The sequence below is a fragment of the Rickettsiella endosymbiont of Miltochrista miniata genome (genome assembly GCF_964031245.1).
In the GTDB taxonomy this organism is placed as follows: domain Bacteria; phylum Pseudomonadota; class Gammaproteobacteria; order Diplorickettsiales; family Diplorickettsiaceae; genus Aquirickettsiella.
The window spans coordinates 1,293,631-1,313,740 of sequence record NZ_OZ035017.1; the positions used below are offsets into that span (position 1 = coordinate 1,293,631).

General features: G+C 38.1%; 17 protein-coding genes. 10 read left to right on the forward strand and 7 right to left on the reverse strand.

What is annotated here, in order from left to right; genetic code table 11:
* Positions 1-266: 266 nt before the first annotated feature.
* From recO to htpX, 6 genes are all read left to right on the forward strand, one after another.
* Positions 267-1,067, forward strand: a complete 801-nt coding sequence (recO, locus tag AAHH40_RS05900) for a DNA repair protein RecO (protein WP_342219748.1) — start codon at positions 267-269, stop codon at positions 1,065-1,067.
* A 187-nt stretch (positions 1,068-1,254) separates the two neighbouring features.
* Positions 1,255-1,737, forward strand: coding sequence for a glycine zipper 2TM domain-containing protein (locus AAHH40_RS05905; protein WP_342219749.1), 483 nt, complete (start codon positions 1,255-1,257; stop codon positions 1,735-1,737).
* A gap of 66 nt (positions 1,738-1,803) precedes the next feature.
* Positions 1,804-3,057 carry an AmpG family muropeptide MFS transporter gene (locus tag AAHH40_RS05910; protein WP_342219750.1) on the forward strand — a complete coding sequence of 418 codons (1,254 nt, stop codon included), beginning with the start codon at positions 1,804-1,806 and terminating at the stop codon, positions 3,055-3,057.
* A gap of 231 nt (positions 3,058-3,288) precedes the next feature.
* Positions 3,289-3,609: a co-chaperone GroES gene (groES, locus tag AAHH40_RS05915; protein WP_342219751.1), complete on the forward strand. Its 321-nt coding sequence runs from the start codon at positions 3,289-3,291 to the stop codon at positions 3,607-3,609.
* Positions 3,610-3,651: 42 nt separating this feature from the next.
* Positions 3,652-5,316, forward strand: coding sequence for a chaperonin GroEL (gene groL, locus AAHH40_RS05920; RefSeq protein WP_342219752.1), 1,665 nt, complete (start codon positions 3,652-3,654; stop codon positions 5,314-5,316).
* A 125-nt stretch (positions 5,317-5,441) separates the two neighbouring features.
* A complete protein-coding gene (gene htpX, locus AAHH40_RS05925) occupies positions 5,442-6,344 on the forward strand; it encodes a protease HtpX (RefSeq protein ID WP_342219753.1) in 903 nt (300 codons plus the stop codon).
* Positions 6,345-6,371: 27 nt separating this feature from the next.
* Here the strand turns inward: htpX and AAHH40_RS05930 are convergent, their stop codons facing one another.
* The 6 genes from AAHH40_RS05930 to AAHH40_RS05955 all read right to left on the reverse strand — a co-directional run bounded on the left by AAHH40_RS05930 (position 6,372) and on the right by AAHH40_RS05955 (position 14,069).
* The gene (locus AAHH40_RS05930) at positions 6,372-8,327 is read right to left on the reverse strand and encodes a 3-hydroxyacyl-CoA dehydrogenase NAD-binding domain-containing protein (RefSeq protein WP_342219754.1); all 1,956 of its coding nucleotides are present in this window, start codon (positions 8,325-8,327) and stop codon (positions 6,372-6,374) included.
* A 135-nt stretch (positions 8,328-8,462) separates the two neighbouring features.
* Positions 8,463-9,782, reverse strand: coding sequence for an acetyl-CoA C-acetyltransferase (locus AAHH40_RS05935; RefSeq protein WP_342219755.1), 1,320 nt, complete (start codon positions 9,780-9,782; stop codon positions 8,463-8,465).
* A gap of 108 nt (positions 9,783-9,890) precedes the next feature.
* Entirely contained in the window at positions 9,891-12,143 is a 2,253-nt protein-coding gene (locus AAHH40_RS05940) for an acyl-CoA dehydrogenase (protein WP_342219756.1), read from the reverse strand.
* A gap of 20 nt (positions 12,144-12,163) precedes the next feature.
* Positions 12,164-12,595, reverse strand: a complete 432-nt coding sequence (locus tag AAHH40_RS05945; protein WP_342219757.1) for a PilX N-terminal domain-containing pilus assembly protein — start codon at positions 12,593-12,595, stop codon at positions 12,164-12,166.
* 251 nt (positions 12,596-12,846) lie between these two features.
* Complete coding sequence (locus AAHH40_RS05950; protein ID WP_342219758.1) at positions 12,847-13,665, reverse strand: PilW family protein; 819 nt, start codon at positions 13,663-13,665, stop codon at positions 12,847-12,849.
* Between the two features lie 23 nt (positions 13,666-13,688).
* Entirely contained in the window at positions 13,689-14,069 is a 381-nt protein-coding gene (locus AAHH40_RS05955) for a type IV pilus modification PilV family protein (protein WP_342219759.1), read from the reverse strand.
* Positions 14,070-14,220: 151 nt separating this feature from the next.
* On the opposite strand from AAHH40_RS05955, the gene AAHH40_RS05960 reads away from it, so the two are divergent.
* The gene (locus tag AAHH40_RS05960) at positions 14,221-14,592 is read left to right on the forward strand and encodes a hypothetical protein (RefSeq protein WP_342219760.1); all 372 of its coding nucleotides are present in this window, start codon (positions 14,221-14,223) and stop codon (positions 14,590-14,592) included.
* Positions 14,593-14,665: 73 nt separating this feature from the next.
* On the opposite strand, the gene AAHH40_RS05965 is transcribed toward AAHH40_RS05960, so the two are convergent.
* Positions 14,666-16,162, reverse strand: coding sequence for a leucyl aminopeptidase (locus tag AAHH40_RS05965; protein ID WP_342219761.1), 1,497 nt, complete (start codon positions 16,160-16,162; stop codon positions 14,666-14,668).
* A 113-nt stretch (positions 16,163-16,275) separates the two neighbouring features.
* On the opposite strand from AAHH40_RS05965, the gene lptF reads away from it, so the two are divergent.
* From lptF to AAHH40_RS05980, 3 genes are read left to right on the forward strand one after another with little or no spacing between them, the layout of a single operon-like run.
* A complete protein-coding gene (gene lptF / locus AAHH40_RS05970) occupies positions 16,276-17,406 on the forward strand; it encodes an LPS export ABC transporter permease LptF (protein ID WP_342219762.1) in 1,131 nt (376 codons plus the stop codon).
* Entirely contained in the window at positions 17,403-18,470 is a 1,068-nt protein-coding gene (gene lptG, locus AAHH40_RS05975; RefSeq protein WP_342219763.1) for an LPS export ABC transporter permease LptG, read from the forward strand. The genes lptF and lptG overlap by 4 nt, the downstream gene beginning before the upstream one ends.
* Before the next feature lie 13 nt (positions 18,471-18,483).
* Positions 18,484-20,103: an NAD+ synthase gene (locus AAHH40_RS05980; RefSeq protein WP_342219764.1), complete on the forward strand. Its 1,620-nt coding sequence runs from the start codon at positions 18,484-18,486 to the stop codon at positions 20,101-20,103.
* Positions 20,104-20,110: the final 7 nt, after the last annotated feature.

The following is a 20,110-nucleotide window of genomic DNA, read 5'->3' on the forward strand; positions in this document are numbered from 1 at the left end:
GATCATTTTCAGCTAAGATTATTTTTTAGACTCGGTTATCGGCATTGCTTAGTCAGTGCTCACCCTATATATTGATGAATGCACTATTAAAACGCCTATATAGGCTAATGTTACTGGATTTCCATAAGAAGTGGAAGTTTTCTTACATGAAAGATTAAAGTTTATTTTTTGTACAAGAAAAATATACTCACAGCAATTGGATTTTTGGCAAGGCGCCGTGAGAACGAAGCAACCGGAGTGTATTCAGTATACATGAGGATTGCGAGTTGAACGGCAACGCAGACAAAAATTCAAGTGCGAAGAGTATACAAGGCAACTTAATATCGCTTACTAAGCATTTCTCTGGTCCAATGTCAAACACCGATCAACTACAAGCTGCGTATATTTTGCACACCCGTCCTTATCGAGACACTAGTTTATTGATAGACGCATTTACCGCCACACAAGGTAGAATAAATCTTATCGCCAAAGGCGCGCGTGGAATACGTGGAAAAAAATCACGCTTCAGAGGATCACTACAAGCTTTTGTACCACTGCTACTTTCCTGGCGCGGAAAAACTGATCTCATGAATTTACTCAATGCAGAACCCCATCCTACTCCTCTTCCGCATTTGACAGGTAAACTTTTAGTTTGTGGTCTTTATCTCAATGAACTATTAATCCGTTTACTTTATCGTTACGATCCTTACCCACACTTATTCCAAGCTTATCAAACGGCACTGTGCAGCTTATCTGACAATCCAGTTATTGCTTTACGTGTGTTTGAAAAAAAACTACTCGCTGAATTGGGTTATGCTTTATACCTGGATAAGGATAGCCAAACTAACGAAGCTCTTTTACCCGAGCAGTCTTACCAATTTATTCCGAGTCAAGGCTTGGTGGTTTGCTTAAATAAATCACTCCCTAAGCAATCGATTTTTTCCGGCGCATCTCTTTTGGCGGTGCACCATGAGTCATGGGATACTCCTACACACCTATTAGATGCAAAACGCTTATTTCGTCTTGCTTTAAACTATCTGCTCGAAGGAAAAATTATTCGTAGTCGTGAATTATTAGTGCTGTCATAATACTGGTAATTGCAATTCACAAAGCTATTTTTAATTATTGAGGCAAGAATATGCTGGTTTTAAGGGATCAATACGTTGACGTGCGAGTTGGCATCTACTAATATCACCCTTTTAATAAGCTAAGTGGTTATTAAATCCTCTTACTTAAACGTTATACTTAGAACAATACATCAATATTGGGGTTCATATGAAGTTTCACATCCATTGCTTACTATCCATCCTAGGCCTATCACTATTAGCAGGTTGTGCATCTTCCTTATCCCCTGATGTATATACCGCAAGTGGCGCCGGACAAGTCCATCGTGTTGTTAAGGGTGTGGTAACAAATAGCCGAGTTGTAAAAGTAACTGGAAATGGCGGGCTTGGTGCCGGCGGTATAGCCGGGGGTGCTCTAGGTGCCATTGCTGGTTCCGAAATAGGTGGAGGGAGAGGTAGTTTAGCCAGTGGAATTGGTGGCGCCCTATTAGGTGGTTTTGTAGGCAATGAGATTCAAAAAGGTCTTTCAACACAAACAGGTGTTGAATATGTCGTTAAGCTTAAAAATAACTCGTTAATTTCAGTCGTACAAGCACCGATGCCAACTTTTAACCGCGGCCAACATGTATTAGTACAATATGGCGCGGGCGGTCGTCCTCGCATTATTGCTGATCCTGATTACTACGCACGTTAATCATTTAACTCTCAAGCTCCTCGATAAAGGGAAGTTAAAATTCTTCCCTTGTTTTCAGGAAAAAATATGTCTACGAATAAACTCAGTAAACGCAATCTATTTTCTACACTATTATTAGGTTTTTCATCCGGTTTACCACTTGCATTAACCTCTAGCACACTCCAAGCTTGGTTTACTGTCACTGGAGCAAGTTTACTTGCTATTGGAAGTTTAAGTCTAATTGGACAACCTTATGTCTATAAGTTTTTATGGGCGCCCTTACTTGACAGATGGATACCTCCTCTTTTAGGAAGACGCCGTGGTTGGATTATTCTAATTCAATTGGTTCTTATAATAGCCATTATTGGTATGGCGTTAACAAATCCGCACACCAGTGCTTCCTTATTAATTACGGTTGCTTTTATAGTCGCTTTCCTTTCAGCTTCACAAGATATAGCTATCGATGCTTATCGAACAGATATTCTTAAACCTAACGAGCGAGGCTTAGGAACCACACTTTATAGCTGGGGTTATAGAGCAGCTATGTTGGTTTCTGGGGCCTTAGCACTTGCGCTGGCTGAGTATATAGGCTGGCGTAGCACCTATGTGCTGATGGCTGCTTTAATAGCGATCGGTCTCTTTGGGGCTTGGTTTGGTGAAGAACCCGTCGATGAAGAAGAAAAACATCCACCCACTTCTCTCTATTCTGCCATTGTTGACCCTTTTAAAGAATTTTTAAGTCGAAAATCGGCTTGGCTTATCTTATTGTTCATAGTCTTATACAAATTTGGCGATGCACTCAGCATTTCATTAACCACACCATTTCTCATTCGCGGATTAGGATTTTCTTTGAGTACCGTAGCCTTTGTAAATAAAGGCGTAGGTTTTGTTGCAGCCATGCTAGGTCTTCTGGCTGGCGGTGTCTTAATGGCACGTATTAGTTTATTCCGTGCCTTACTCTATTTTGGTATTTTACAAGCTGTGGCTATTTTAGCTTTACTAAAACTGGCTATCGTAGGACATAATTTCCATTGGTTAGTTTTTGCTATTTCTATAGACAGTTTTTGTAATGCCATGGCGAGTATTGCCTTCGTTGCCTTACTGATGAGCTTATGCAATCATCGTTACACTGCAACACAATTTGCTCTATTTTCTGCTTTAGCGGGTGCCGGACGGGTTTTCGTGGGTCCTTTAGCAGGTTTAATAGTTAGCCACTTCAATTGGCCTACATTTTTTCTAGTATCCTTAGCCACTTGCTTGCCTGGATTGGGCTTATTATGGTACTTACGTGATAACTTTAATAATAATCATTCCGCTCCTGTCGCCGATAAAACGGCTTGACTCGTATTTTCAAGGTTGAGGCGTATAACTTAAAAAATTAGTTAAAATCCAGTAAGTTTTAACCCATCCGACTTGAATTTTCTTAGCATGCTCCCCATATAAAGTGGTGTTGGTGTGGTAAAGTTAGCTTATTGTGCTCTTTACCAAACATCATTATGATTGACCCCTGCAGTTGAGGGGTTAATTGATTAATATCCTCATTTTGACAGTAATTCTTAAGGAGAAATCTGCATGAGTGTTGCATTAGAAAAACCTTTAGTTGAAAATTTAGTTCCTATGAACGATCGCATTCTTGTCAAACGCGATGAAGAAGAAGAAAGATCGGTAGGTGGTATTGTTATTCCAGACACAGCAAAAGAAAAACCTGTTAGGGGTACAGTAGTCGCTGTAGGACATGGTAAACGCTTGAAATCAGGTCAAATTCAGGCTTTAGGCATTACAGTAGGCGATAAAATATATTTTGGAAAATATAGTGGAACTGAAATCAAACTTGATGGTAAAGAATATCTCATCATGCGTGAAGATGATGTTCTGGCGTTAATCAAAGATTAATCACAATTTTAACCCTTATTTTTATTCAGAGGAATTAATAAAATGGCTGCAAAAGTTTTACAATTTGGTGTAGATGCACGTGCTTCTATCCTACGAGGTGTTGATATATTAGCAGAGGCTGTCAAAGTAACTTTAGGTCCTAAAGGTCGAAATGTTATTTTAGACAAAAGTTTCGGCGCTCCTACCATTACTAAAGATGGTGTTTCCGTTGCAAAAGAAATTGAACTCAAAGATAAATTTGAGAACATGGGCGCACAAATGGTCAAAGAAGTGGCGTCTCAGACTTCAGACGAAGCAGGCGATGGTACAACCACTGCTACTGTGTTAGCTCAAGCTATTTTACGTGAAGGAATGAAAGCTGTTGCTGCTGGGATGAACCCTATGGACCTCAAACGAGGTATTGATGCTGCAGTGACAGCCGCAATTGAAGCATTACAAGATATTTCGAAACCTTGTGATGACAATCATTCAATTACGCAAGTAGGTACTGTTTCAGCGAATGATGATAAAGCGATTGGTGAAATTATCGCTAAGGCGATGAGCAAGGTTGGTAAAAAAGGAGTTATTACTGTAGAAGATGGTTCCGGCCTGAAAAATGAACTCGATACAGTAGAAGGTATGCAATTTGATCGTGGCTATCTCTCACCTTACTTCATCAACAACCAACAAAGCATGGCTTGCGAATTGGATAATCCTTATATTCTGTTAGTGGATAAAAAAATCTCTAATATTCGCGAAATGCTACCTGTGCTTGAAGGTGTCGCCAAAGCAGGTCGTTCTTTATTCATCATCGCAGAAGATGTAGAAGGCGAAGCATTAGCCACCTTAGTCGTCAATACCATTCGTGGCATCGTCAAAGTTTGTGCGGTTAAAGCGCCTGGTTTTGGTGACCGTCGTAAAGAAATGCTAAAAGACATTGCTATTTTAACCAAAGCTAATGTCATCGCTGAAGAAATTGGCTTAAACCTTGAAAAAGCTTCTTTAGAAGACTTAGGTTCAGCTAAACGTGTTGTTATCACTAAAGACAATACCACTATCATCGACGGCCAAGGTGAAAAAAGCATGATCCAATCTCGAATAGATGAGATTGATGCTCAAATTAAAATAAGCACGTCTGACTATGACAAAGAAAAGCTACAAGAACGCTCAGCTAAACTATCCGGTGGTGTTGCTGTTATTAAAGTCGGCGCCGCTACTGAGATGGAAATGAAAGAGAAGAAAGCTCGTGTAGAAGACGCGCTACATGCAACCCGTGCTGCGGTTGAAGCAGGTATTGTTCCTGGGGGTGGCGTGGCTTTAATTCGTGCGTTAAGCGCTTTAAAAAATCTTAAAGGCATTAACTCGGATCAAGCGCATGGTATTCGTATCGTTGCTGATGCAATGTGTTCACCTTTACGTCAGATTGTTACTAATGCTGGTGGACGTCCTGATGTCGTTATTGATCAAGTACTGCATAGTACAGAAGTTAACTACGGCTACAATGCAGCAACCGGTGAATACGGCGACATGATAAAAATGGGCATTTTAGATCCTACTAAAGTAACCCAAACTGCATTACAAAATGCAGCTTCTATCGCTGGTCTCATGATTACCACAGAATGCATGGTTGCTGAAATCCCTAAGAAGGATGAAGGTGGTGCTCATGGTGGTGATATGGGTGGCATGGGTGGTATGGGCGGAATGGGTGGTATGGGCGGAATGATGTAAGCTTTCAACCCGACCGTCTAGTTTCATAAAAAACCCCGCTCCCGCGGGGTTTTTCTTTTTCAATGAATTAACTGCTACACTTAATAAACTGTGTAAAATGATCTCCTATATGAGGAATTATTTTTATGTTTAGTCGTATTTTGTTATTTTTAGGCACTAATATTTTAGTTATTGCTACTATTTCTATCGTTACCAATTTATTAGGGTTACATAGTTATCTCACTTCACACGGAATTAATTATCTATCATTAGCTATTTTTTGTGCATTATGGGGTACAGCGGGGGCCTTTATTTCACTATTTACCTCAAAATTCATTGCAAAAAAAAGTATGGATTTAAAAATTATTGATCCCAATGCTGCGGTAGGTGAAGAAAAAAATATCCTTGAAGTTATTCATAATTTAGCACGCAAAGCTGGATTAAAGGTTTTACCTGAAGTAGGTATTTATAATTCACCTGAGCTGAATGCTTTTGCAACAGGTCCGACTAAAAATAATTCTTTAGTGGCTGTCTCTAGTGGCTTACTACAAAAAATGAATCCAGGTGAAATTGAAGGTGTACTAGGACATGAAATTACCCATATCACGAATGGGGATATGGTCACCATGACACTTATCTTAGGCATAATAAATGCTTTTGCACTTTTTTTATCGCGCATTGTCGCCTATGTAATCTCTGTGGGAGCTGCTGGACGTAATAATGAAGGATCGATCAGTGGACCTGGGCCGATGTTTTTTATGCTATCCATGGTGTTTGATATTCTATTTACATTCTTAGGTAGTATTTTAGTGGCTGCGTTTTCCAGACATCGCGAATATCGCGCTGATAAAGGCGGTGCTTTGTTAGCAGGTCGCGACAAAATGATTGAAGCATTACAAGCATTACAAAAGGCAATGGAACCCGAAGATACACGCGCCCCTTCTTTATCGACTCTAAAAATATCACATAAAAGTGGTGGGTTTCGTGCTTTATTTTCAAGTCATCCACCCTTGGAATTACGCATCGAACGTTTACAAAAAGGAACTTAATACCAATCTTACAATTACAAAAACAGTCTACAAGTCACCTTGCTCCTTTGCGTATTGCATCAAACCACCGCGAAAAGGGGCAAATCCTGCACCAAATATAATTCCAGCATCGATCAAATCGCTATCTGCAACAACTTTTTCTTCCAAACACTTTTTAGCTTCATCTATCATCGGCTGAATTAAACTATCCGCTAAATTCGTTGGCGCTTTATAATCTTCAGGAATTTTTTCTTTAATAGGTTTGCCTTTTTTATAACGATAAAACCCTTTTCCTGTTTTTCGCCCTAGCTCCTTATTGGCCACCATTTTTTCTAAACCTTCAGGAACAACGCTGCCTAAAGATTGACTTAGTATCTTAGCAACAGCTAAACAAATATCTAAACCTACCGTATCGGCTAATTCTAAAGGCCCCATCGGCATTCCAAAATCCACAGCCACTTTATCGATAACTGGCGCAGGGATTCCAGTTTGCAACAACAGTACCGATTGCATTAAATAGGGCATTAATAAACGGTTGACTAAAAATCCGGGTGAACTTTTTACAGATAAAGGCAAACGGTTAATTTGATGAACGAATGCCAAGCCCCTTTCTACGATGTCCGGCGCACTAATTGCCGATTGCACCACTTCCACCAAAGGCATTTTGGCTACAGGATTAAAAAAATGTAAACCAATTAAACGTTCCGGGTGTTGTAACCCTTGTTGGATATCTTCTAAAACAATACTCGATGTATTGGTAGCTAATAATGCATCCGATTTAATTTGCTGCTCTAGCTGTCGAAATAAATCTTGTTTAACAGTTAAATTCTCAAATACTGCTTCAATAATAATGTCAGCACGACGTACACCATAACCCGCTAAATCAGGTACTAGTCTATCCATCGCAGCTTGAATAGCGCGAGGTGTTTTTAATCTTTTTTGGAATAATGCATAAGCTCTCGTCATAGCTGGAGCAATATATTTCGCTTCACGATCTTGTAAGGTTACATACAATCCTTGCATAGCACACCAAGCAGCAATATCGCCTCCCATAGTTCCTGCTCCTATAACATGAACATGTTTGAAACATGTAAAATCTTTTTTTCCCAGTTTCTTTAAACGCTCTTTTAAAAAAAAGACTCTAATTAAATGATTCGCTGTGGGAGTCAGCGCTAATTCACTTAATGAAACTGCTTCATGTAAAAATGCTTGCTTACTGACACCATACTGCTGCCAAAGATGCAGCGCAGCATAAGGCGCAGGGTAATGTTTAGGATTAACTTTGAGGTTTAAACGACGTTGCACAATTTTAGTAATAATATTTCTCATCCAATGATGATTAGTTATTTTTTTCCAATTTAATGCAAAAAAAGAATTCTTTTTTTTAGTTTTTGCTGAAGCGTAATATAAGGCTGCTCGTTCAGCTTGTCGCGATGGAACCAATTGATCGATTAAACCCAATTTAACGGCAGCATAAGGAGAAATTGTTTTTCCTGTTAAAATTAATTCTAATGCTTGTGGACCTCCCAATAAACGTGGTAAACGTACCGTTCCTCCCCAACCCGGGTGTATCCCCAATAAGACTTCTGGTAAACCTAAACGTGTTTTATCCTCATCAATCGCAATACGATAATCACATGCTAAAGCGAGCTCTAAACCGCCTCCTAAACATAAACCATTGATCAAAGCTACCGTGGGAATATTAAGTGCTGCTAATTCATCAAATACCTTTTGGCCTTGTCGAATAAAAGCAAAGATCTCTTCCTTAGTTTTTAATTTTCTAATGGTTTGAATATCAGCACCTACAATAAAACCATTTGTTTTGGCAGAGGTAATTACTAAACCTTGCACCGATTCATTATGAGTTACCTCTTTGATGATCGAACTTAATTCTGCTAATACATTTTTATCCAAGTTATTGCTAGAGCTATTTTTTTTATCAAAATACAGCCAAAGAATTTGTTCTTTTTGCTGCAATTGCCAATTTAAATAGCCTACTTTCATCAAAGTGCTCCAGTTTTAGTTATACTCTTCGCACTTGAATTTTTGCCTGTGTTACCGCTCAACTCGCAATCCTCATGTATTTTGAATACACTCCGGTTGCTTCATTTTCGCGGCGCCTTGCCAAAAATCCAATTGCTATGAGTATATATCGGTATTTTCAAGTAACAACGCTCCACCCTGTCCGCCACCGATACAAAGTGTTGCCACACCAAAACGTGCTTGTTTTCTTTTTAAGATATGTGCCAAATGTAAAACAAGTCGTGCGCCACTAGCTCCCACTGGATGACCCATAGCAACCGCTCCACCATCTATGTTAAGTTTTGATTGATCTAGCTTGCCTAAAGCTTCAGTTAAACTCAGCTGATTTTTGCAATAATCAGTATCTTGCCAGGCAGCTAAACATGCCAAAACCTGACCTGCAAATGCTTCATTAATTTCCCAAAAATCGATATCTTTAAAAGTAAGTGCTTGTTTTTTTAAAAGCGCTGCTACGGCATGTACAGGACCCAAACCCATTTCACTCGGATCAACACCTGCCCAAGCCACATCCACTATGCGCGCTAAAATTGGCAGCTGATATTTCTGTACTGCCTCTTCACTTGCTAAAATTAAAAAGGCGGCACCATCAGTAACTTGAGAACTATTTCCTGCTGTAACAAATCCAAAAGGTTTATCAAAAAAAGGTTTAAGTGATGCTAATTTCTCTAAACTCGTATCACGACGCAAACCATTATCGAAAGAATAATAAAGATTTTGTTTATCATAAATCGGATTGATTTCATCCTTAAAAATTCCGGCATCTTGCGCCGCCGCTAAACGTTGATGGCTTTGTAAAGCAAATTCATCCATTTCTTCACGGGTAATCCCAAAACGATGCGCAATAACCTCTGCTGTTTGGCCCATTGCTAAACCCACAATAGGATCGGTTAAACCATGTAATAAGGCTATAACAGGATTTAAATACTTTAATTTAAATTGACTCAGTAGTTTTAAGCGAGCTACAAAAGTTTTGGCTAAATTCCATTTAGCCAACCAAGCAGTCATTTCGCGACTAAGTAGTAGAGGAGCTTGACTCATCGCCTCTGTACCACCTGCTAATACTAAATTATATCTCCCACAAGCGACATCTAAAGTTGCACTATCTAAAGCTTGCATACCTGAAGCACAATTCCGTTGCACGGTATAAGCAGGTACGGCTTTACCACAACCCAAACGTAATGCAATTACACGACTAATATTAGCTTCGTCAGGATTTGGCATGACACATCCAGTAACCACTTCATCCAGTTGATCAGGAGTAAATGCTTGGCGTGCTAATAAATAACGTCCTGCTTGCACAGCTAAATCAGAAGCTGAAAAATTGCCAGGTCCTCCACGTACTTTCAACCAGGGAGTACGCATGCCATCCACGATATAAACTGACCGTGCAAAATCTGACCGATCAAGTGCTTGCATAAAACATTTTTCCTAGTATTTCTTACATGGAACTAAAATTAACAGTTAATGTCATTTAATATACCTGCTGTCATTGAATGTGCAAGTTAACCTATAGTTTACATCTGCTTAAAAAGCATCGACTTGCATAGCATCTTGCTGAAATTTCTGAGCTTTAAGAAATTGCTCAACTTCGGCATGAGTAAGAATTTTTTCTGCTAAAGCAGATTCTAGTTGTTGTTCAATATCTAAATCTCGATTAAACCCTTGTTTTTTTAATTTTTCACGAATGGGTTGCGTCTTAATAAATTCATTAAAGGCGATCTCCATACGACCGGTTGGGTCTTCTGGTTTTTTTCCTAAATAACAATCCTGGGTTATGCGATCGCGAAATTTACAAATTTTGGACATCGCAGCCACTAATTGCATATCTTGTTTGTCAGTAGGTAATTGATAAGGCCGTCCTAAAGGAAAAATAATAAATTTTAGTAACTTAGCTATTAAGAGTTTGGGGAAATTATTAAAAAATCTTTCGAACGAATGTTGAATATGATAAAGACAATAATTTAATCCCCAACGTGCATAATCATCGTCTTCTTTGGATAATGGATATTCTTGTATATAACGAATGACGCTGGATGCTATATAAAGATAACTTAAAACATCCCCCAAACGCGCCGACAAGCGTTCCTTACGTTTTAAATTCCCGCCCAAAGTTATCAAAGTAAAATCCGTCACCAAGGCCAAAGCGGCTGATAAACGAGAAATTTGTCGATAATAGTATCCAAAGTTCTTTATAGGCGTTTCTACAAAAAAATGGCCTAAGCCGAAAGCAAATAGAAATGTTTTAAAAAAATTTTTAATACTATAAGAAAAATGACGAATCAATAGCTTATCTAAACCGAAAACATCTTTTTTTTCGACAGCTTGCATTTCATCTCTTAAATAAGGGTGACAGCGTACCGCTCCTTGACCAAATAAAATAAGATTGCGGGTTAAAATATTCGCACCTTCCACGGTAATTGATATCGGTATAGCAATATAACCTTGCGCCAAATAATTACGTGGGCCCATTTGGATCCCCCGTCCACCATGGATATCCATTGCATCATTAACAATGGTGCGTGCAAATTCTGTCATATGATATTTTGCTATAGAAGACGCTAATGCCGGCTTTAATAAAGCGTCAACTGCAGTCACGGTAAATCGACGTGTCGCTTCAATTAAATAAGTGAGTCCCGCTATTCTAGCTAATGCTGCCGCAACACCTTCGAAATGAGCAATCGATAGATGAAATTGCTGCCTTAATACACTATAAGCACCTGTCATACGGTAAGCTAATTGGGCCTGTGCTGCACTGACGGCAGGTAAAGAAATACCACGACCTATTGATAAACATTCCATCAACATACGCCAACCTTGACCTAACATTTTCTCGCCACCAATGACAAAGCTAATAGGAATAAAAACATTTTTACCTATTATAGGACCGTTCATAAAAGCTAAACCCATCGGCGAATGCCGTTTACCAATTTCAATGCCCGCTAATGACGAAGGTACCAAAGCAACGGTAATCCCTATTTCTTTTTTTTTCCCTAATAATTGATCGGGATCGCTTAGCTTAAAAGCGACACCCATGACCGTAGCAATTGGGGCCAAAGTAATATAACGTTTATTGAAGTTGAGCCGTATCCCTAACATTTCTTTATCTTGATAAGTTCCCTTGCAAACTACTCCCTTATCTTTAAGTGCAGCTGCATCGCTACCAGCATCCACAGAAGTTAATGCAAAACAAGGAATTTCTTCTCCTCTAGCCAACCTAGGCAAATAATAATTTTTTTGTTCTTCAGTTCCATAATGAAGTAATAATTCAGCGGGCCCTAGAGAATTAGGAACTAAAGCATTGACAGCTGCACTCACTGATCGAGTAGCTATCTTTAATACAATAGAAGAGTGTGCTAAAGCAGAAAAACCTAATCCTTCATATTTTTTTGGAATAACCATACCAAAAAATTTTTGTTTTTTTAAAAATTCCCAAACCGAAAATGGTAAATCATGTTCCACTGTTAAAATATTAAAATCATCAAGCATGCTACAAAGCGTTTCTACTTGATCATTGATAAAAGTTTCTTCTTCTGGGGTTAGATTTGATAAGGAAATATTGTGCAAAGCTTTCCAATCTGGCCGGCCACGGAATAAATCTTTTTCCCACCACATATCACCCGCTTCTAGAACAATTTTTTCTGTTTCGCTAATAGCTGGGAGTATTGTGCTTAAATAAACTAAAAAAGGTTTTACTAAAAAAGCTTGTCGCAATGGAGTTACACACAACAGCATTATCAAAATCAAGATAAAAATGCATAAACTAATCAGTATCCACATTAGCTACTCCATTGATAACTTTAAGTTGGACTACTTAATTCTCGCCAAGAGCTACGTCCAGTTTTTGTTAATATAAGCTCTGCATACTGACAAGCGGTTTTTGCTTTTATTACATAATTAGTTTTTAGCGTAAGTGCACCAACTTTCATTTTTTTTGCTGCCACAATAACATCATAAACATAAGCCAATCTTTGATTAATACAATAAGATGTTTTATGTCGCCTAAATTCTGCATTAATTTGAAAACCTGCGTAATTATAATGTTCATGTAACATGGATATAGGTGTTGAAATGCTTGCAAGCCGATGTTCGATTAATTTTAATCCTGCTTCCGCTGCCTGGAACTGCTGTGCAGCAATAACCCAATTTTGACTCATACGTAATTCTAAATAAGAACTATTTAATATCGATAAGGTCATTAAAGACATGATAAAAAGAAAAAATAATACCATTACTAATATAAATCCCTGTTGCTTACCCTCTTTATTGCCATCGAATATCAAAATTTTGTATCTCTTCTTACTTTAAGTGTATCTATACCGCTCATACTTGAAGATGCAAAAAATTAAAATAATTTACTCGTCATTGCGAGCGCGTAGCGCGCGGCAATCCAGGAAAAACCGCGCAAACTGGATGGCCACACTCATTCCATTCGCTCGCCATGACGGCGATTTTTTTACCTCTTGAAAATATCGCCTAAACATCATCGTTCACGTAGTCCTATTACTTGCTTCCATTCTCGATGCAACTGTTTTACATCTGTCAATAATAGTCTAATTTCTACACTATGTGCATCTGGCCAATGTTTTACCTCATTTGCATTCTTATAATATAAGATTCCATCGCTATTTTTTATGCCTAAGCGTATCGACATTCTGTTTATCCCTTCTATTAATTCTGTGGGCTTGTAAACCGATTGATTTAAATTACGTCGATATAAAGCATAAATTCGCTGTCCAGTTTCACTCACACGTCCTGTATCGGCAATGTAGTAAATAATCTTATTAAAAAAGCCAATTTCACTATCCATCTGGTAGCTATGCGCTAGATGGATATCACTCCAATGAATAAGCTCTGCGTGTTGACAATCGCTGATGAGTAAAATATCTCGAGGTCGAAATAATTTCCAATGTGCTAGAATAATACGGCTAGATTTTGCTTCCTTTATTGGGAAAGTATTAGGATCGAGAAATTGTATTAAAATGGCGTCGCTATCCTTTTGATACCGCGCGAGCTTAGGTAAACTTAATTTTGCGGCAGTATGGCCTTTATGCCAAACAATTAAGCTAGTATCGCCTGTTAAGCCACTATTTATTGGCAAAGCATCCATTAAACGTACACAACCAATAAAACCTGCCATACGAATATCATGACTAAGCAAGTAAAATGCCATGCGTGCTTTGGTTGGTATGGTACCCAAGCTCTGGGTTAATCGATAAATATTTTTGCTATGAATAAAAATACTCATCATCCCCAGACTAAGAAATAAAGATAAACTTATTGCTAACATTAATTCTAACAAACTGTATCCTTGCTCTATCCTATTCATGCTTTGAATAATAAATTAAGAGATGATGGCAGTTTATAAAAATTGGAGAACCATTGAATTTTACTTTGATAGTTAGAAAGGTTAAGATTCGAAACCTGCCCCATTCCTTCTGGAAAGCTTTCTAGTACCTCTTTTTTCCATAGGCTTAAAACTTGCTGCATACAAAGCGGCCGAGATCCACAAATTGTAAAACTCTCAGCCAAGTCTACATTCTTTAAATCAGCTAGATTGATTAAGTAAGCATGTTCACTGACATGCAAAGCTATCAATTGAGCTTGAGCGAAACTTAATAGACTAAAACTTAATATTGCCGCGGCAACCATGACTTCGATTAAGCTAAATCCTTGTTGAACGCTAAATAGCATTGGATTTTTCATTTCTATTCTAGCTAGGACATTCCTTTTAAATTATTATATTAATAATACTTTCATTATGCAATAAAACATTTAAATACTTTATTTTTTTTATCTTTGGTAGTAAACTTCAACGCCTTGAAATTTTTATAACAATAAAAAGAGTTTTCCGACTATGAAAAAGAAAATAATCAGTGTTCTTGTCAGTGCCATATTATTGACAGCTTGTGCGGGAAAGACGCCAAATCCAATTCCTCAGCGTCAACCAGGGGATGAAAGTCTAAGTTGCAGTGCATTGAAGCAAGAGTTAATGGATAACCAAACCAAAATCACCAATCTTATTCCTAAACAAAATAAAACCGGTAAAAATGTTGGTTTAGGGATTGCAGGGGCGTTTTTAATTGTTCCTTGGTTTTTTATGGACTTTTCTGATGCCGAACGTATAGAAATCCAATCTTACCAATTACGTGATAATTGGCTACGTACACTCTCGGATCAGAAAAAATGTTCTGCTTTACCGCCCGCTATTAAGTTTCAAGGACAATAAAAAAGATTATTTATCTCGCCCCATCGTTAATGATAGGGTGAGATAAAAAGCAAAAAAGCATAAGAAGAGCATTTTACTTCTTATTATTTTTACAGCGGTTCAGTAAAAATTGCACTATTAAAGATACTGGTCGACCTGTCGCGGTTTTCTCTTGTCCACTTTTCCAGGCAGTCCCAGCAATATCTAGATGCGCCCATTGCAGATTTTTAGTAAATCGAGATAGGAAGCAAGCTGCGGTAATACTCTTACCGCCTCCCACACCAACATTAGAAATATCAGCTACATTACTATCAATTTGCTGTTGATAATCATCCCATAAAGGTAAAGGCCATACTCTATCTTGACTTTGTTGGCCGGCTTTCTCGATTTCCAGAGCAAGTTCAATATTATTACTCATCATACCCGTCGCAACTGCACCTAGGGCAACAATAATAGCGCCCGTCAAAGTAGCCATATCAATAACCACATCCGGATTAAAACGTTCGCTATAGGTTAAGGCATCGGCCAAAATTAGACGTCCTTCCGCATCGGTGTTAATAACCTCAACACTGAGTCCCGATAATGTTTTTATCACATCGCCAGGCTTTACTGCGCTGCCACTCGGTAAGTTTTCAGTTAACGGCATTATCCCCACCACATGAAGTGGTAATTTAAGTTCAGCAATGGTTTTTAATATCCCCATCACGCTAGCGGCGCCTGACATATCGTATTTCATCTCTTCCATACCGGCAGCAGGCTTTAAACAAATTCCGCCTGAGTCAAACGTAACCCCCTTACCGACCAGCACAACTGGTTTTTGTTCAGCTGCTCCTCGATATTCTAAAGTAATAAACTTGACGGGTTCTTCGGAACCTTGCGACACAGCTAATAGTCCACCCATCCCTTCTTTTTTTATCGCTGCTTCATCTAATATGTTAATCGTAAGACCGGCTTCATTCGCCAGTTTTTTGGCTGATTCAGCCATGATAGTGGGCGTACATAAATTAGCTGGCAGATTGGCTAGATCTTTAGTTAATTTTATTCCCTCGGTAATTGCCGTGGCCTGTTTTATCGTTTCTGCAATTTTTTCTGATTCGTGGGACTTGGTTAGATTAAAAATAAATCTTTTCGGTGGAGATATTTCATTTTTTTTATCGGTTTTTAATTTATCAAAGCAATAATAACAATCTTCAATAAGCTCGATACTCTGACGTATCTGTTTAGCAAGATCACACGCTTTCACGGAAATATCCGTTAAAAAACTTGTTATTTCATCAATTTGCAAAGACTTAAGGGCACATGCCATACAGCCGATAATTTTACGGAAATCCCCTATGGATAAATTGGATTCTTCTCCACAATAAACAAGAAGGACTCGTGGTGCCGATATTCCAGGGACATTGTAAAGCACAATGCTGTTACCACATTCTTCAATTAAATCGCCTTGATCTAAAATTTTTTGGATATATCCCTGACTATGTTTATCTAATAGCTGAGCAGATTGAGAGAGCCGCTTACCTTGATAAATACCGAAAATTGAACAATCACTGGTTTGTTTAATCAGATCAATTGAATTGATAGAATATTGCATAGCCACCTCAAATTATTTTATTAATCGATCAGTTTACCTAAATTATACTTATTTGCTAGATTCAATACCTTCTTTATGAAATAATTTAAACTCTTCTATTTTTAACCTACAAAATGATTCTTTTTCGTTATCTAACCCGAGAGATACTCACTAGTCTTGCTCTCATTACTAGTCTTTTATTCCTTATTTTAATGAGCAATGAATTTGTTCATTATCTTAATCAAGTCGCAGGAGGAAAATTTGCTGCCGGTATCCTATGGGAACTGATAATCCTTGAGTCTCCCCGCTTTTTAGCGATACTGCTTCCTTTTAGCCTATTTCTTGCCATATTATTCACTTACGGCCGCCTTTACGCTGATTATGAAATGACAGTACTTAATGCTTGTGGTTTTAGTCTAGGTCGGTTAACGCGTTTAAGTTTACCCTTTATTTTCCTACTGACCTTCATGGTTGCAGGTTTAAATCTATGGTTAAACCCATTCTTATTAAGTTATCGAAATAAACTGCTGAATCAGACTGGTACAGCCGTAGAATTACAAACGGTACAACCCGGCAGTTTTCAACAAACGAATGGAGGACATCGCATCGTTTATGTGGAAAGTGTCTCTTCTGATCATAAATCAGTAAAAAATATTTTCCTAGCACAAACAAACCCACAAGATTTACCCTCCGAGATTACCCCTTGGACTATCCTTAGTGCTAATAGTGGTTACCAAATGGTCAATTCTGTCACTAAAGAGCCTTTTTTTGTCGCCGTAAATGGAAAACGCTACCAAGGAATACCTGGGCAAACTGAATATTATATTACGCAGTTTCTAAAATATGGAATACGTATCGATTTAGATACTACGGCAGCTAATAAACAGCAAGATGCTTTGTCGAGTATTACTTTATGGGATGCAAGTCAAGCGAATAAACCGAGTTATTTTTCTGAATTACAATGGCGACTTTCAGCTCCTATTTCGATTTTACTTCTGGCTTTGTTAGCCATCCCACTCAGCCGGGTTAACCCAAGACAAGGAAAATATTTACACCTATTACCTGCCATAATCATTTATATTATGTATCTAAATCTATTATTGGTAGGACGTAATTGGATAGAAAATGGTGATATTTCCTACCACTGGGGTCTCTGGTGGATACATGGCCTGCTCATTCTTACCATCATATTTGCCTGGTGTTATGCTTTGGGATGGAATAGGGTCAAATATCATTTATTCCGTATAGTTAAGCTAAGACCATGAAAATCATCGATCGTTATTTAGGCAGAACCATTATCAGCACAACTCTTTCTGTACTTGGGATATTGTTAGTCTTGTTTTCGCTAATTAAATTAATTGCCGAAACACGTGATATTGGATATGGTCACTATACGTTAGCAGGTGCTTTTTATTATGTACTGCTCACTCTCCCATCGCAATTTTATAGCTTTTTCCCAGTAGCTATCTTACTGGGCAGTATTCTTGGTCTAAGTGTTTTAGCGAAACACAGCGAACTGATGATATTACATTCTAATGGTGTCTCTCTTTATCAAATGGCTTGGAGTTTAATTAAAGCGACTTTGCTGATGGTTTTTCTAACTGTTTTGATTGGGGAAGGATTAGCCCCGCACGCCGCTCGTCTCGCAGAAAATCACAAGTCCTTTCTTACCACAAATGGGCAAACGTTGATGACCCAACAAGGAGCAGTTTGGATTCGAGATGGACATAATTATATTTATATTCAATCAATTTTAGATCCCACTCATTTAAATAAAGTCAGCCGTTACCAATTTGATGATAACAATAATCTATTGGAAGCAAGCTTTGCCAAACAGGTTAATTATGAAGAGAATGCATGGAATGCTTATGATATTTCAACGAGTATAATCAGCTTAAAAAAAATTCAAGCCACGCATATTGCACATGAAATTTGGCCGTTTTCTTTTAGCCCTAAGCTCTTGAATATTTCTATTATTAAACCCGAGGAAATGTCTTTAAGACAACTTAATGATTATATTCGCTATCGCCGAAAAAATCTTTTAAATATCAGCCAATATTCTTTGGCTTTTTGGCAACGACTGCTACAACCAGCTGCTATTTGGGTTATGCTTTGTTTAGCTATTCCTTTCACTTTCAAACATTTAAGAACCCTAGCTACTAGTTTGAAAACGATTGCCGGGGTCGCAGTAGGATTTGGTTTCTATCTTTTAAATGATTTTTTTGGCCCATTTGCCATTGTCTATCAATGGCCACCATTTTTAGCTGCACTACTCCCTATACTCATTTTTATGTTCATCGCCATTATACTAATGCGTTGGGCAAGATAAACTCGAGGTTATTATGCCAACAATATTCCGTATCGCCGTAGCACAATTAAATTTTTTAGTGGGCGATATTAAAGGAAATACACAAATAATTTTAGAGTGTATACAAAAAGCCAAGCAAGCTTCAGTCAATCTATTGATTTTTCCTGAACTCGCCTTAAGTGGTTATCCTCCTGAAGATCTACTTTTACGTGAAGATTTTAAATTACAAATCCAACATTCCTTAAAAAGTATTCAAGAAAGATCTAGTGGTATCGCCATTTTATTAGGTCATCCAGATTATAGTTCTGAGGGAGTTTTTAATGCAGCAACTCTGATAGAAGATAAAAAAATTGTTAGGACCTACCATAAACAATATTTACCCAATTATGGTGTTTTTGATGAACGACGTTATTTTAAAGCTGGAAATTCAGATGGTTTGTTTAAAATAAAAGGCCTAAGTATAGGTATTTTAATTTGTGAAGATCTTTGGTACAGCAAACCCGCATCAGCACTTAAAGAAAAAGACGCCCAATTATTAGTATGTATCAATGCTTCTCCTTTTGATTACACAAAAGCAAATCAACGTTTAAAGGTTACGGAAGCCCGCATAAAAGAAACAAAGCTGCCCATACTTTATGTGCATGCTGTGAGTGGTCAAGACGATTTAGTATTTGACGGGGGTTCCCAAGCATTTGATGCTAAGGGACATCTTGTAGCAGAAGCAGGTTTTTTTACTGAAACCTTATGGTTGATCGACCTCAAAATTAATTCATTGGCTGAATTTATACCACAAACTCTTTTACCCAAACCTTTAATTGATGAAGCCATCTATAAAGCCTTAGTATTAGCGGTACGCGACTATGTCAATAAAAATCATTTTCCAGGGGTTTTAATTGGCCTTTCCGGCGGTATTGATTCTGCATTAGTATTAGCTATTGCAGTAGATGCTTTAGGTGAAGATCGTGTTCATGCAGTCTTTTTACCTTCTCGTTATACCTCTAAACTGAGCCAAGAGATTGTACAAACACTGGTTAAAAAATTAAGTATAACATTGAGTATATTTTCTATTGAGCCGAGTTTTTCAGCTTTTTTAAGCACACTAAATTTAGATCCGAAGCATCCTCCCGTAGGCCTTACTACGGAAAATATCCAAGCGCGTTGCCGTGCTATTTTACTCATGGCTTTATCGAATCAAGAAGGAAGCCTGCTTTTAAATTGCACTAATAAAAGTGAGTTGGCCGTGGGTTACGGTACTTTATATGGCGATATGGCCGGTGGGTTTTCAGTACTAAAGGACGTGTCTAAAACTCGCGCTTATCAATTAGCGACGTACCGTAACAGTGATGGTATTTTTCCTGATGTGTTATTGAAACGCCCACCCACTGCTGAACTCGCCGAAAATCAAAAAGACGAAGACACTCTGCCTCCCTATTCTCAACTTGATCCCATATTAGAACTTTATATAGAACAAGATAAAAGTATAGATGATATTGTTAAAGCAGGATTTGCCAGAGAAATAGTGCAAAGAGTTATTAATCTAGTTGATAAGAACGAGTATAAACGTCGCCAATTGGCACCAGGCCCTCGCATAACGCCACGCGCTTTTGGCCGGGAACGACGCTATCCGGTTACTTCAGGATTTTCTTCTAATTAAAATCTAT

Coding starts and splice junctions, on each gene's coding strand:
- AAHH40_RS05955 (WP_342219759.1), bottom strand. CDS start 14,069: ATGAAAAATCCAATGCTATTTAGCGTTCAACAAGGATTTAGCTTAATC.
- AAHH40_RS05910 (WP_342219750.1), top strand. CDS start 1,804: ATGTCTACGAATAAACTCAGTAAACGCAATCTATTTTCTACACTATTA.
- groL (WP_342219752.1), top strand. CDS start 3,652: ATGGCTGCAAAAGTTTTACAATTTGGTGTAGATGCACGTGCTTCTATC.
- groES (WP_342219751.1), top strand. CDS start 3,289: ATGAGTGTTGCATTAGAAAAACCTTTAGTTGAAAATTTAGTTCCTATG.
- AAHH40_RS05930 (WP_342219754.1), bottom strand. CDS start 8,327: ATGAAAGTAGGCTATTTAAATTGGCAATTGCAGCAAAAAGAACAAATT.
- AAHH40_RS05965 (WP_342219761.1), bottom strand. CDS start 16,162: ATGCAATATTCTATCAATTCAATTGATCTGATTAAACAAACCAGTGAT.
- AAHH40_RS05980 (WP_342219764.1), top strand. CDS start 18,484: ATGCCAACAATATTCCGTATCGCCGTAGCACAATTAAATTTTTTAGTG.
- lptG (WP_342219763.1), top strand. CDS start 17,403: ATGAAAATCATCGATCGTTATTTAGGCAGAACCATTATCAGCACAACT.
- lptF (WP_342219762.1), top strand. CDS start 16,276: ATGATTCTTTTTCGTTATCTAACCCGAGAGATACTCACTAGTCTTGCT.
- AAHH40_RS05905 (WP_342219749.1), top strand. CDS start 1,255: ATGAAGTTTCACATCCATTGCTTACTATCCATCCTAGGCCTATCACTA.
- htpX (WP_342219753.1), top strand. CDS start 5,442: ATGTTTAGTCGTATTTTGTTATTTTTAGGCACTAATATTTTAGTTATT.
- AAHH40_RS05960 (WP_342219760.1), top strand. CDS start 14,221: ATGAAAAAGAAAATAATCAGTGTTCTTGTCAGTGCCATATTATTGACA.
- AAHH40_RS05935 (WP_342219755.1), bottom strand. CDS start 9,782: ATGCAAGCACTTGATCGGTCAGATTTTGCACGGTCAGTTTATATCGTG.
- AAHH40_RS05940 (WP_342219756.1), bottom strand. CDS start 12,143: ATGTGGATACTGATTAGTTTATGCATTTTTATCTTGATTTTGATAATG.
- AAHH40_RS05945 (WP_342219757.1), bottom strand. CDS start 12,595: ATGGTATTATTTTTTCTTTTTATCATGTCTTTAATGACCTTATCGATA.